Raw genomic sequence first — 12,446 nt, forward strand, 5'->3', positions numbered from 1 at the left:
GATTAGAATTATTATTATTTAATTGGTTTTGGCCATTTTGTTCAAACTAATTAAATATCAATTCTTACAAAACCAAACACATTTTAGGAGGAACATGAATATGTCTCTAATCGGAAAAGAAGTACAAGAATTTAAAGCGAATGCTTTTCAAAAAGGTGAATTTCTCGAAGTTTCTGAACAAAACTTTAAAGGTCAATGGAGCGTAGTATGCTTCTACCCAGCAGACTTCACTTTCGTATGCCCAACTGAACTCGAAGATCTTCAAAATCAATATGCTACACTGAAAGATCTTGGCGTAGAAGTATACTCTGTATCTACAGATACTCACTTTACACATAAAGCTTGGCACGATCATTCCGAAACTATCGGTAAAATCGAGTACATTATGATCGGAGACCCTTCCCAAAAGATTTCCCGTATCTTTGATGTACTGGACGAAGAAGCTGGTCTTGCTGATCGCGGTACATTCATCATCGATCCAGATGGTGTTATCCAAACCGTAGAAATCAATGCAGGCGGTATCGGCCGTGATGCAAGTACGCTTGTTAACAAAATCAAAGCAGCTCAATATGTACGCAACAATCCAGGTGAAGTTTGCCCAGCTAAATGGCAAGAAGGCGGCGCTACACTCAAACCAAGTCTGGATCTTGTAGGCAAAATCTAAGGAGTGTCGTTAAATGATACTAGAAGCAGATATTAAAGCACAATTAGATCAATATCTACAGCTTCTGGAAGGCGACGTAGTACTGAAAGTGTCCGCGGGAGACGATGAAGTTTCCCGTGACATGCTTTCCCTTGTGGACGAGCTTGCTACGATGTCATCCAGAATTAAAGTGCAACATGCGCAACTAGAAAGAACACCAAGCTTCAGTGTAAACCGTGTTTCAGAAGACACGGGCGTTGTTTTTGCTGGTATTCCTTTAGGACACGAATTTACTTCATTGGTTCTTGCCTTGCTTCAAGTGAGCGGTAGACCTCCGAAAGTAGATCAAAAGGTAATCGATCAAGTTAAAAACATCAAAGGTGAGTATCACTTTGAATCCTATATTAGCTTGACTTGCCACAACTGTCCTGATGTCGTTCAAGCGTTAAACGTGATGAGCGTTCTGAATCCAGGCATTACACACACAATGATTGATGGTGCAGCCTTTAAAGATGAAGTTGAGAGCAAAGACATTATGGCAGTACCAACTGTTTTCATGAATGGCGAACCATTTGGCAGCGGCCGTATGTCTCTGGAAGAAATTCTTGCTAAGGTAGGAAGTGTTCCAGATGCATCCGAGTTCAGCAACAAAGAACCTTTTGACGTTCTTGTTGTTGGTGGTGGTCCAGCTGGGGCAAGTGCCGCAATTTATGCAGCACGTAAAGGCATCCGTACTGGTATTATCGCTGAACGTTTTGGCGGTCAGATCATGGACACACTGGGTATCGAGAACTTTATCAGTGTGAAACATACAGAAGGTCCTAAACTTGCAGCTAGCCTGGAAGAACATGTGAAAGAGTATGATATCGATCTGATGAATTTACAGCGTGCTAAACGTCTGGAGAAAAAAGATCTTATCGAAATTGAGCTGGAAAACGGCGCTGTCGTTAAGAGTAAGACTGTAATTCTTTCTACCGGTGCACGTTGGCGTAATGTTGGCGTACCTGGCGAAGCGGAGTTCAAGAACAAAGGGGTAGCTTATTGCCCACACTGTGATGGTCCATTGTTCGAAGGAAAACACGTAGCTGTTATCGGCGGCGGAAATTCTGGTATTGAAGCTGCGATCGACCTTGCTGGTATCGTAAAACATGTTACAGTTCTTGAGTTTATGCCTGAACTAAAAGCTGACTCCGTACTACAAGATCGTCTTTACAGCCTGCCTAACGTTACTGTTCTTAAGAATGTTCAAACGAAGGAAATCACGGGTACTGACAAAGTAAACGGAATCTCCTACATTGAACGTGATACAGAAACAGTAGGGCATATCGAACTTCAAGGCGTGTTTGTTCAAATTGGTCTTGTTCCGAATACAGATTGGTTAGGCGATACGATTGAACGTACTAGAATGGGTGAAATCGTTGTAGATAAACGTGGTGCGACAAGCCTTCCTGGTGTATTTGCTGCCGGAGACTGCACAGACAGTGCCTACAAGCAAATCATTATCTCCATGGGATCAGGCGCTACTGCCTCACTCGGTGCTTTTGATTATCTCATTCGCAATTAATCCCATTACTATACGAAAGCCGCAGAACGAATTTATCGTTCTGTGGCTTTCTTTTTCTGAACTCATACCTTTGCAGCAATAAATCCAGAGCTTGCCTTGCTATTGTGGCATTTAGAAAAGTCGAAATAATAATACTACTCCTGCAATAATCCCGACTAAAATAAGTAGATTGGACACTTCTCTCCATAAAGATGGAAAACCATATTTATGCAGCATCTCTTCTTTTACGTCAAAATTCGCTTTTGCACTATAAGGATCGATTGGTTCAGAAATTAAATTCTGATCTTGGAGCGGTTCATTATTCATTTTCCCCTCCTTATCTCCCTAAATTTTATTCTATAAAAAGAACTTCATACTCTTTCTACGTCTTATTAATAAATAGGTTCCCATTAAATTGGAAATTAAATAAACATAATAAGTACTAAAAAATAGCAAAAACAGAGTGTATTGGGTGTTAAAAAGACCCTCACTTCGTCTTTGCTATTTCATCTAGAAGTTAATAGTAACATGGACTACTTATTGTTGTTTGTATCGGAAGGTCGGCATTCCTTTGACGCCAGGTTTGACTCGGAACAGCCCTCCTGCATGAGGTGTGTTTGCAAGCTGTTCTTCGTCCAGTCCGGTCCGTGCGGTAGTAATATAGAGCTCGTCCAGATCTTTACCTCCGAAGCAACAACATGTTACTTGCTTCGCAGGAACTTCAATGCGTGATAGCAGTTTGCCCGTGTTTGGATTCCAGCGGCTTACCTGTGAACCTCCCCAGTGTGCTACCCAGATCATCCCCTCAGCATCTACCGTCATCCCATCTGGAAAACCGTCTTGATGTTCAAAATCAGCGGCTACTCTTGGGTTCGACACAGATCCGCTAGCAACCTCAAAATCATACTGATCTACTTTTCCCGTCTGCGTGTCGATGTAGTACATGGTTTTATGATCAGGACTCCACCCGAGACCATTCGAAGTGGTTACGTCTGTAAATACGGTTCTTACTTCACCGTCTTTTTCCAGACAATAGAGAGATCCTTGCTTGTCTTTACCTTCAAGGCTCATCGTTCCGGCCCAAAAACGGCCGGCAGGATCACACTTCCCATCATTAAACCGATTATCATGACGACCATTCTCTGGGTCATGTATAAGCTCGAGTTCACCTGTATCCAAGTTATAAAAATGAAATCCTTCTCTTAGAACAATGACAACGCGATCTTTTTCATAGGGAACGACAGCTCCGATATGTTGTCCAATCTCATAGACCGTATCCTTCCCTGTCTCAGGCTCATATGCATGCAGCTTGAAACCTTCAATATCTACCCAATATAAACGGCCGGCTTCGGCATCCCAGCTGGGTCCTTCTCCGAGCTTCGCTTTTGCCTCTAATACGAGTTCGAGTTCTGCCATGTCAAACACTCCTTCGCTAGGATAGATTCCGATTCCACTCAAAACCGATGGCATTTAGTAAAGCCCTTGCCAGAACCATATGCCCTGTATGATTAGGATGCACGCGATCCCAAGCAATGGCGCCAGGATAGAGGTGATCCCATAGCGGAGCTAGTGCTGCTTGAGTATCCACAAAAATAGTATCATTCTTTTTCGCAACTCTGTGAACAGCCTCGCCATATAGATCCATAGTAGAGCGCATAGCGTCATCTGTGTTAGGTTCCAGATAGTAAGGTGTCATAAGAACGATTCCTTTTACTTGAGGACGTACGGCCGTAACAATCTCCTGCAAAGTAGATTCATATTCATCCAGATAGACATGAAATTCTTTCCGCTGAGGACTGTCGAATTGACGCCATACATCATTGATTCCAATCATGATGGACAAAAAATCCGGTTTCAAATCAAGAACATCGGTTTGCCAGCGGTTTTTGAGGTCCCTCACGTTATTACCGCTGATCCCCACATTTAAAACGCGAACACCAAGCTCTGGGTAAACACTCTGGAGCAGCGCATCTACGTTTTTAACGTAACCATCTCCAAGACCCATGCTGCCCTCGCCAACCGGTCTTGCCCGTCCACAATCCGTAACCGAATCACCGATCATGACGAATCTATCTCCTGCTTGCAACTTCATGATTAACACACTCCTCTTCTAAATTAATCGCGTTTCTACCATCCCTGCTTCCGAAGCCAGGTAATGCACAGTTCCTTCCACTTTCCAGATGACTCCTCTAGATCCTCGGCGAGTCCTATTCCATGATGCCCCTCTTCAAATACATGAAGCTCATGAGGTACTTTGAAATGGCTTAATGCCATGGACATCGCTAGACTATTCTGCACAGGAACTGCCTCATCTTGAAACGTATGCCATATAAATGCGGGAGGTGTATCCTTCTTTACTTGCTTTTCGGTACTATATTTTTGGACAAGGTCCGAAGAAGCCTTTTCTCCCAGAAGTGCTTCTCTCGAACCTAGATGGCCGTAATCCTCCATTGTAATGACGGGGTAACACAAAATCATGGCATCTGGTCTCGAACTTTCAAAATCGATGGGATCTTCGGCATCAGCCCTTCCCTGAATCCAAGAAGTTCCTGCATTAGCGGTCAGATGTCCTCCTGCCGAGAAGCCCAGTATAGCAATTCGATTTTTTTCAATTACATACTCCTCTGCCCGGGCCCTAACGTATTGTATTGCCCTTCTTGCATCAGCCAGCGGTGCGGGTTCTTTGTGCGGAAAGATCCGATACTTTAAAACAAATGCAGAAATTCCTGCTTCATTCAACCACTTGGCTACCGGTTCTCCTTCATGAGGCGCAAGATGACGATATCCGCCACCCGGACAAATAATTACGGCACTTTTAGCCCCTTCTACAAGATAGGGTGTCAGCGTAGGTTTGTCATTTTCATACCCTTCAGCTGCATATGGAGGCTGTCCAGGCCAGATAAATATTTCAGACATGGTCTCCCCTTCTTTCTCTATTCCAAATTATGTATCCTGTCTCACCCATTCATCATCCTACATAAAACCGTTTTCATCAATCCTAAAAATCCGTCTTTTTTTCATATAAAATCGTTAGTACAGTTTACGGAAATGTTCCGGTGTCACACCCTCAATCTTTCGAAATGTGGCTACAAAATGGCTTGCATCCCGGAACCCAACCGCTTGGGCCGTGTCTTTCACCGTCATTTCAGGATGGGATGTGAGAATTTCCTTTGCTTTACGAATCCGTTTTAGGATGAAATATCCATAAGCTGTCTCGCCAAAGGATTGCTTGAATAGTGTATTTACGTATCTCGGACTGAGGGAGAGCACAGCGGCCATCTCGTCTAAACCCACTCCGGGATCTCCCAAATTTTCTTCCATAAAAACAAGCAACGGTGCAAGTCGACCTAGGGAATGCGACAAAGAAGGCGTATTCCCCGTCGTTCCATACTTTTTGAGCAATAACAGAAAGCGGTACATATCGCCTGAGGCATCGAGTCCGGTCAGATCCAGATCGCTGCCAATCGATCGCAGCACTTTTTGTCCATAGGACTGAAGGTCTGAGGCAGGATCCCACTGGTAACATGCAGATGGTTCGAGTTCAAGCGAAGCAAGAATAGGGCCCGACTGCGGACCGCTAAATGTAATATATAAAGTAGACCATCGTGATCCTGACCCTTTCCTCTTGTATTCATGCGGTTCACCCGGGGCAATTAACACTCCTGTACCAGGAAGTACAGGGTAGGATTTCCCTCCAAAAGTGAACTCTCCCTCTCCTTCTACCGTTTGCAGCCAGTGATAACATGGATATCCTGAAGGACGCACAATGGATTCTTGATTTAAGTTCGCTCCAATACTTTCAATATATAAGGGCAGCGGTTGTTCTCTGCTTGTCATAAAAAAGCGTTGATGCTCTGGAGTCAGCAGCATAGTCCCACCTCATTTCTGTTCCATATTATTATATACCTCATTACAATTCTTATATTTTAAAAATATAATCCATGATATATCATGGACTTATTCTTATACAAGAGGTGACTTAACTTGATTAGTTCTAAACTTCCTAAAGTATTTTACGGCGGCGATTATAACCCAGAACAATGGGATCATGAAACCCATCAAGAAGACCTGCGTATGTTCAAAATTGCGGGTATCGATATTGCAACCATTAACGTATTTTCATGGGCTAAAAATCAGCCAGATGAAATTACATATCATTTTGAATGGCTGGATGAACTCATTGATAGTCTTTATGAAAGCGGTGTCTATGTTTGTCTTGCAACGAGTACAGGTGCACATCCGGCATGGATGGCAACCAAATATCCAGATGTACTGCGTGTGGACAAGGACGGACGCAAACGTAAATTTGGAGGACGCCACAACTCCTGTCCAAACAGCCCAACTTATCGTTTGTATTCGGAGCGAATTGCGAGCAAGCTTGCCGAACGTTACCAAGATCATCCTGCAGTACTGGTATGGCATGTTTCCAACGAATACGGAGGTGATTGCTACTGTGAAAACTGTGAGCGTGCTTTCCGTGTATGGCTCAAAGAACGTTATCAGACACTGGACGTCCTTAACAAAGCTTGGAATACTGCTTTCTGGGGTCACACGTTCTATGATTGGGATGAAATCGTACTTCCAAGCAACCTCAGTGAAGAATGGGGCGATCGCAGCACCAATTTCCAAGGAATCTCGCTCGACTACTCCCGCTTTAATTCCGACAGTATGCTGGATTGCTACAAACTTGAATATAATGCGATCAAAAAACATATTCCGGAATCAGTTGTGACTACCAACTTGATGGGCTTTTTCAAGCAGCTCGATTATTTCAAGTGGGCTAAACATATGGACATCGTGTCCTGGGACAGCTATCCGAGTCTTACAACTCCGCCTAGTGAAACTGCGATGGCAAATGATCTGATGAGAGGCCTGAAAGATGGCATGCCGTTCATGCTTATGGAGCAGACCCCGAGTCAGCAAAACTGGCAACCGTACAATTCTTTAAAACGTCCAGGCGTGATGCGACTGCAAAGTTATCAGACTGTCGCTCACGGAGCAGACACCGTCATGTTCTTCCAGCTTCGCCGTTCGATCGGTGCCTGCGAGAAGTATCATGGTGCTGTCATTGAACATGTAGGTCACGAGAATACACGTGTATTCCGCGAAGTAACCCAGCTCGGCACAGAACTAGCGAAGCTTGGTGATCGAACGCTGGATTCCCGTTTAGAATCCAAAGTAGCGATTCTTTTTGACTGGGAGAACTGGTGGGCTATTGAGAAATCAAGCGGACCGACAGTAGCTCTGAATTACGTGGAACAAATCCATAAGTATTATGCTGCTTTCTATCGCCGTAACATCCAGGTCGATATGATCAGTGTAGACACAGATCTTTCATCCTACGATGTTGTCGTAGCACCCGTCCTTTACATGGTGAAATCCGGTTTTGCTAATAAGCTGGAGACATTCACTAAAAATGGTGGGACATTCGTTACTACTTTCTTCAGTGGAATCGTTAATGAGAATGATCTCGTTACCGTAGGAGGATACCCAGGAGAACTTCGTAACCTGCTTGGCATTTGGGTAGAAGAGATTGATGCCCTCTTCCCAGATCAAAAGAACAAGATGGTTGTGAAATCGTCGTACGGCACGCTACAAGGTGAATATGAATGTGGTATGCTTTGCGACCTGCTTCACACCGAAGGTGCGGAAGTGATCGCTGAGTATGGCGAAGACTTCTATCAAGGCATGCCTTCCTTGACTCGTAACGCTTTCGGCAATGGTGAGGCATATTATGTAGCTTCTGATCCAGAATCCAGCTTCCTAGATGGTCTAATTGACAAAATAGCAGCGGATAAAGGAATTGAGCCGAACCTTGTAACACCGGAAGGTGTTGAGGTCAGTCGTCGTGTGAAAGACGGTATCTCTTACCTGTTCGTACTCAATTTTAATAAGGAAACCTCTTCCTATGACCTGGGTGAGGTTCAGGCTGAGGATCTCCTAACGGGTACTTCCCATAATGGAACCGTCCAAATTGAAGGGCGCGGAGTACAGATTTTGCAGGTTAAATAATACTACATTCGAACATATCACTCCGTTCCATCATCAAACCATTCCCGTATGCTCTGAATTCGTAGAGTGTGCGGGAATTTTCTATTTACACACTATACGTTGCAGGGGAATATGTTCTAATAGAGAATACAAATGAGAATATGATCAAGCCTTAGAGGAGTGAATCCTGTATGAGAACTTATCCATTGCTAGATGAATCCCATCCCGTTGTAAAAAAAGCTCGTGATTTCATTTATACCCATGCTCGTTTGCTAGATCGTTACCGGTTCGAATATGCAACTGGACAACGATCGGCCGAAGCGATCTTGCATTCCCTTGCTGCTTATCAAAATCAGGACGGCGGTTTCGGTCATGGGCTTGAGCCAGATATTCGAAGTCCTTACAGTCAACCACAAGGAGCGGAATTTGCGCTTCATTTGCTAGATGAGGTTCATCTCTATCCCGAAAGTATACTTACAGGGCTTGGTTATTTTCTACAAAAACATTCGAATCCGGAAACCGGAGGATGGCCATATTCCTTTAGAAGCGTAAACGAACATCCCCATGCGCCTTGGTGGACTACAGAAAAAGATGACATCGCTTCACTGAATCCAACCGGATCTATTATCGGACTCCTCTACAAATGTAAAGAATGGCACCCTTTCCTAAAGGAAAGTTGGTTTAAAAAAGCGGAAGCATTCACCTGGTCATCCATTGAACACTCGAATCTTGAAGGATACCACGATGTCATTCAAGCTATTCATTTTCTCGAATATCAGGACGATAGTGAAAGAACGAACCAGCTTAAAAATCGGGTAGATCATATACTGGAGCAACCCGGGACAATTGAGCTTGATCCCGATGCAACAGGTTATGTACACAAAGTTCTTGACTGGGCACCTCGTGCAGACAGTTATGCTGCCCGCTTTGTACCTAAGGAGGTTATTCAGCAGCACCTGGAGCATCTGCTAGCCTCCCAGTTGGAAGACGGAGGATGGCCTATCTCTTGGCCTGCACTGAGCCCAGCGGCGGAAGCGGAGTGGCGAGGTCATCTCACCATGGAACGTTTAAAAACTTTGGCAAGTTACGGGATGATCTGATTTATAATGAAAAAAGCCTGTAGAGAAAATCATTCACTCTACAGGCTTTTTCTTACGTGCAATACCTAGTTCCAGACACATCATAAGATGACTCCATCTTTAAATATCGCAATCTCGCGAAATCCATAACGTTCACTATTCGTTAATCTGTTCCCGGAGGCAATTTCAACCAGCTCCGTCAGCAGTTCACAAGCAAGATCGTTCATTCCCTTTCCTTCAAGCAGCTGGCCAGCGTTGTAATCAATCCAGTGCTTTTTGCGGCTTGCGAGATCAGAGTTGGTTGCAATTTTGACGGTAGGAACCGGTCCTCCGAATGGAGTCCCTCGTCCGGTCGTAAAGAGTACAATATGTGCACCCGCTGCCGCCAGAGCTGTTACGGATACCAAGTCGTTACCCGGAGCCTCCACAATATTCAATCCTTTTTGACTTACTCTCTTTCCATAAGCAATTACGTCCACAACCTCGGAATGTCCGCCTTTCTGCGTACACCCCAGTGATTTTTCTTCCAAAGTTGTGATTCCCCCCTCTTTATTTCCAGGTGAAGGATTCTCATAAATGTTCTGCCCATGATCCACATAATATTGTTTGAAATTGTTGATCAAGTCCACGAGTTCTCCATAAACTTGTTCATTGCGCGCTCTGTTCATTAAGATCGTTTCCGCTCCAAACATTTCAGGTACCTCGGTAAGGATCGCGGTCCCGCCCGCCGCAACCAGCATATCCGATACAGTTCCAACGAGCGGATTAGCCGTAATTCCCGAAAAACCGTCGGAGCCACCGCATTTGAGTCCAATCGTGAGCTCAGATATGGGAACAGATTCCCTCTGTTCTAGCACCGCAAGCTCAGTTAGTTCTTCCAATAGCCGCAATCCTTCACTCATCTCATCATCTATTTCCTGTGCTTTCAGGAAGCGGACTCTTTGCTGATCTTCATCAGTTATAAAACTGCGAAATTCCTCAATCTGATTGTTTTCACAGCCAAGTCCTACAACCAGAACCCCACCAGCATTCGGATGAGCGACAAGTGACGACAATAGCTGCTGCGTATATTTCAGATCATCCCCAAGCTGTGAGCAGCCAAAAGGATGAGCGAAATGATATACTCCGTCTATTTGCCCTTGAAACGTTTGATTCCCCATTTTAGCTAGTGCCTCACAAACTTTATTAATACACCCAACCGTGTTAATAATCCAGATTTCATTTCGAATGCCAACCTTACCATTTCTTCGCTTATAGCCTTGAAATGTAAGGAGGTGAGCTGGAGGCAGGTTTGGTTTTTCCACTGGAGTTTTTACATATTCATAGTCAAGAATGCCACTTAGTCCGGTATGGACATTATGCGTATGAATCCAGCGACCAACATCAATTTTTTCCTTTGCCACGCCAATGGAATAACCATATTTTTTGATGTGCTCTCCAGCTTTGATGGTCCTTGCAGCAAATTTGTGTCCTTTGCCGATATCATCTTGCAGGATGACACTGTTCTCACCCGTAACATCGATCCGTTCCCCACGTTTCAAATCTCTAAGCGCAATAAGCACATCATCGCGAGGATGAATCTGAGTCCAATCGGTTGCTGAGGATTTAAATGTACTCATTTGTCTCCTCCTTCTCCCACAGCTTCAGGTTATCTACCACTTTATTGCGAAGCCCTGAAATAGTATCCAGATTTTGTCCCCATAAATTTTCATCTGATAAAATACAAGCAACAACTTCACTCAAATTTCCCCTGTTATATGCGGACCAATACCGTGCCATGACCGCAAGATGGAATTGTTCATCCCGAAGTGCCACTTTCTTACCACCAAAGGTATAGGATACATACCCTTCTGTTGTTGGCTCTACCTTGTATAGACGAAGAAGCGCACTAAAAGAAGTAACGATTCGCTCAGGAAGCCTACCGTTTCGGTCTATACTTTCCAGCATCGTGGGAAGCAGCCGGACTTTAAATTTGGAAATTGAACCTAGCATAATATCGGTCAGCTTATGATTAATGTAAGGATTCAGAAAACGATCCCAGACATCTTTTACATAGTATTGTAATTCCGCCTCCGGAAGACCCAGCGACGGGATGATCTCTTCTTCAGCTGCTTCTCTTACAAAAGTACCTAGCACACGATCTTCCATCGTTTCACGGACAAACGTCTGTCCCTTTAATATGGCGAGCGGGGTCATGAGTGTATGCGATCCGTTTAAAAGGCGTACCTTTCGAAGCTGGAATGGCCTTAAATCCTCCGTCCAATGTACGTTAAGTCCGGCTTTGGCTAGGGGGAGTCTATTATCCAGCTCAGGGTCACCTTCGATAGCCCATAAATGGTAAGGCTCAGCCAACGTCATCAGCTTATCTTCATATCCACAGCGTTCTGCCAGCGCCGCAGCTTCTTCCTCGGAAGAGGCTCCTGTCACAATCCGGTCTACTAGATTATTCAAAAATCGATTATGCAACTGAATCCATTCCCGAAACGAATCCGAAAAACCAAAATCAAGACTGTGTTGCAGTACATACTTTTTGAGCAGATCTCCATTCCTTTCTATGAGTTCACAAGGCAGGATTAACAATCCGCTTTCTTTGTTTCCAGAAAAGTGTGTAAACCGTTCGTACAAAAATACCGTAAGCCTGCCGGGAAAAGATTCAACAGGTTCCCCTGCTTTATATTTTGACGGTTGGTAGGTTAGCCCCGCCTCTGTTGTATTAGAGATAACAATATCTAGATCAGGATTTGCTGCAAGCTGTAAAAAATCATCCCATTCCTCATAAGGGTCTATCGCATAGTTCAAGACAGGAATGATCGTTTTCGACTCCGCGGTCTCCCCGTTCACAATCCCTCTTGTTAGTAATGTATACAGACCGTCCTGTTCCCGAATCGTGAGCAGTTTCTCTCTTCCGCTTCGCCTTGGCTGGGTAACGGCAATAGTTCCTTTAAACTCACCTTTAATAGCGCTTTCATAAATCAACCAATCAGCAAATCCGCGTAGGAAATTCCCTTCTCCAATCTGAAGCACTTTCACTGGATATTCCCTTATGGCATCTACTGGATTCATTTGTTTTCCGCTTAGCTGCAAGCTGAGTCTTGGTAAATCCTTTTTAACCGTCACTCCTCTTCACCTCTGTTATTAGTGGTTGTTTCCTTCTGTTGTTCATTGTATCATCATCTGAAAGAACATAAAT

11 protein-coding genes are annotated in these 12,446 nt (G+C 44.2%); 4 read left to right on the forward strand and 7 right to left on the reverse strand.

Annotated elements, in window-relative coordinates; translation table 11 throughout:
• Nucleotides 1-100: 100 nt before the first annotated feature.
• Both ahpC and ahpF read left to right on the forward strand, forming a co-directional pair.
• A complete protein-coding gene (gene ahpC / locus KFT32_RS12675) occupies nucleotides 101-664 on the forward strand; it encodes an alkyl hydroperoxide reductase subunit C (RefSeq protein ID WP_211747587.1) in 564 nt (187 codons plus the stop codon).
• A gap of 13 nt (nucleotides 665-677) precedes the next feature.
• Nucleotides 678-2,207 (forward strand): alkyl hydroperoxide reductase subunit F, encoded by a 1,530-nt coding sequence (ahpF, locus tag KFT32_RS12680; RefSeq protein WP_211747588.1) that lies wholly within the window; start codon nucleotides 678-680, stop codon nucleotides 2,205-2,207.
• A gap of 111 nt (nucleotides 2,208-2,318) precedes the next feature.
• Here the strand turns inward: ahpF and KFT32_RS12685 are convergent, their stop codons facing one another.
• From KFT32_RS12685 to KFT32_RS12705, 5 genes are all read right to left on the reverse strand, one after another.
• Entirely contained in the window at nucleotides 2,319-2,513 is a 195-nt protein-coding gene (locus KFT32_RS12685; protein WP_211747708.1) for a hypothetical protein, read from the reverse strand.
• A 210-nt stretch (nucleotides 2,514-2,723) separates the two neighbouring features.
• Nucleotides 2,724-3,602, reverse strand: coding sequence for an SMP-30/gluconolactonase/LRE family protein (locus KFT32_RS12690; protein ID WP_211747589.1), 879 nt, complete (start codon nucleotides 3,600-3,602; stop codon nucleotides 2,724-2,726).
• Between the two features lie 16 nt (nucleotides 3,603-3,618).
• Nucleotides 3,619-4,278 (reverse strand): SGNH/GDSL hydrolase family protein, encoded by a 660-nt coding sequence (locus KFT32_RS12695; RefSeq protein WP_211747590.1) that lies wholly within the window; start codon nucleotides 4,276-4,278, stop codon nucleotides 3,619-3,621.
• Between the two features lie 35 nt (nucleotides 4,279-4,313).
• A complete protein-coding gene (locus KFT32_RS12700) occupies nucleotides 4,314-5,102 on the reverse strand; it encodes an alpha/beta hydrolase (RefSeq protein ID WP_211747591.1) in 789 nt (262 codons plus the stop codon).
• A gap of 114 nt (nucleotides 5,103-5,216) precedes the next feature.
• Nucleotides 5,217-6,056, reverse strand: coding sequence for an AraC family transcriptional regulator (locus KFT32_RS12705; RefSeq protein ID WP_211747592.1), 840 nt, complete (start codon nucleotides 6,054-6,056; stop codon nucleotides 5,217-5,219).
• A 114-nt stretch (nucleotides 6,057-6,170) separates the two neighbouring features.
• Between KFT32_RS12705 and KFT32_RS12710 the strand changes: the two genes are divergently transcribed.
• Both KFT32_RS12710 and KFT32_RS12715 read left to right on the forward strand, forming a co-directional pair.
• Nucleotides 6,171-8,198, forward strand: a complete 2,028-nt coding sequence (locus KFT32_RS12710; RefSeq protein ID WP_211747593.1) for a beta-galactosidase — start codon at nucleotides 6,171-6,173, stop codon at nucleotides 8,196-8,198.
• Nucleotides 8,199-8,368: 170 nt separating this feature from the next.
• Complete coding sequence (locus KFT32_RS12715; RefSeq protein ID WP_211747594.1) at nucleotides 8,369-9,277, forward strand: hypothetical protein; 909 nt, start codon at nucleotides 8,369-8,371, stop codon at nucleotides 9,275-9,277.
• 80 nt (nucleotides 9,278-9,357) lie between these two features.
• Here the strand turns inward: KFT32_RS12715 and KFT32_RS12720 are convergent, their stop codons facing one another.
• Both KFT32_RS12720 and KFT32_RS12725 read right to left on the reverse strand, forming a co-directional pair.
• Nucleotides 9,358-10,875 carry a UxaA family hydrolase gene (locus tag KFT32_RS12720; protein WP_211747595.1) on the reverse strand — a complete coding sequence of 506 codons (1,518 nt, stop codon included), beginning with the start codon at nucleotides 10,873-10,875 and terminating at the stop codon, nucleotides 9,358-9,360.
• Nucleotides 10,862-12,373: a tagaturonate reductase gene (locus KFT32_RS12725; protein WP_211747596.1), complete on the reverse strand. Its 1,512-nt coding sequence runs from the start codon at nucleotides 12,371-12,373 to the stop codon at nucleotides 10,862-10,864. The genes KFT32_RS12720 and KFT32_RS12725 overlap by 14 nt, the downstream gene beginning before the upstream one ends.
• Between the last annotated feature and the right edge of the window lie 73 nt (nucleotides 12,374-12,446).

This window comes from Paenibacillus sp. Marseille-Q4541, assembly GCF_018310695.1.
In the GTDB taxonomy this organism is placed as follows: domain Bacteria; phylum Bacillota; class Bacilli; order Paenibacillales; family Paenibacillaceae; genus Paenibacillus.

Coding starts and splice junctions, on each gene's coding strand:
- KFT32_RS12690 (WP_211747589.1), bottom strand. CDS start 3,602: ATGGCAGAACTCGAACTCGTATTAGAGGCAAAAGCGAAGCTCGGAGAA.
- KFT32_RS12700 (WP_211747591.1), bottom strand. CDS start 5,102: ATGTCTGAAATATTTATCTGGCCTGGACAGCCTCCATATGCAGCTGAA.
- ahpF (WP_211747588.1), top strand. CDS start 678: ATGATACTAGAAGCAGATATTAAAGCACAATTAGATCAATATCTACAG.
- KFT32_RS12720 (WP_211747595.1), bottom strand. CDS start 10,875: ATGAGTACATTTAAATCCTCAGCAACCGATTGGACTCAGATTCATCCT.
- KFT32_RS12695 (WP_211747590.1), bottom strand. CDS start 4,278: ATGAAGTTGCAAGCAGGAGATAGATTCGTCATGATCGGTGATTCGGTT.
- KFT32_RS12705 (WP_211747592.1), bottom strand. CDS start 6,056: ATGCTGCTGACTCCAGAGCATCAACGCTTTTTTATGACAAGCAGAGAA.
- ahpC (WP_211747587.1), top strand. CDS start 101: ATGTCTCTAATCGGAAAAGAAGTACAAGAATTTAAAGCGAATGCTTTT.
- KFT32_RS12715 (WP_211747594.1), top strand. CDS start 8,369: ATGAGAACTTATCCATTGCTAGATGAATCCCATCCCGTTGTAAAAAAA.
- KFT32_RS12685 (WP_211747708.1), bottom strand. CDS start 2,513: ATGAATAATGAACCGCTCCAAGATCAGAATTTAATTTCTGAACCAATC.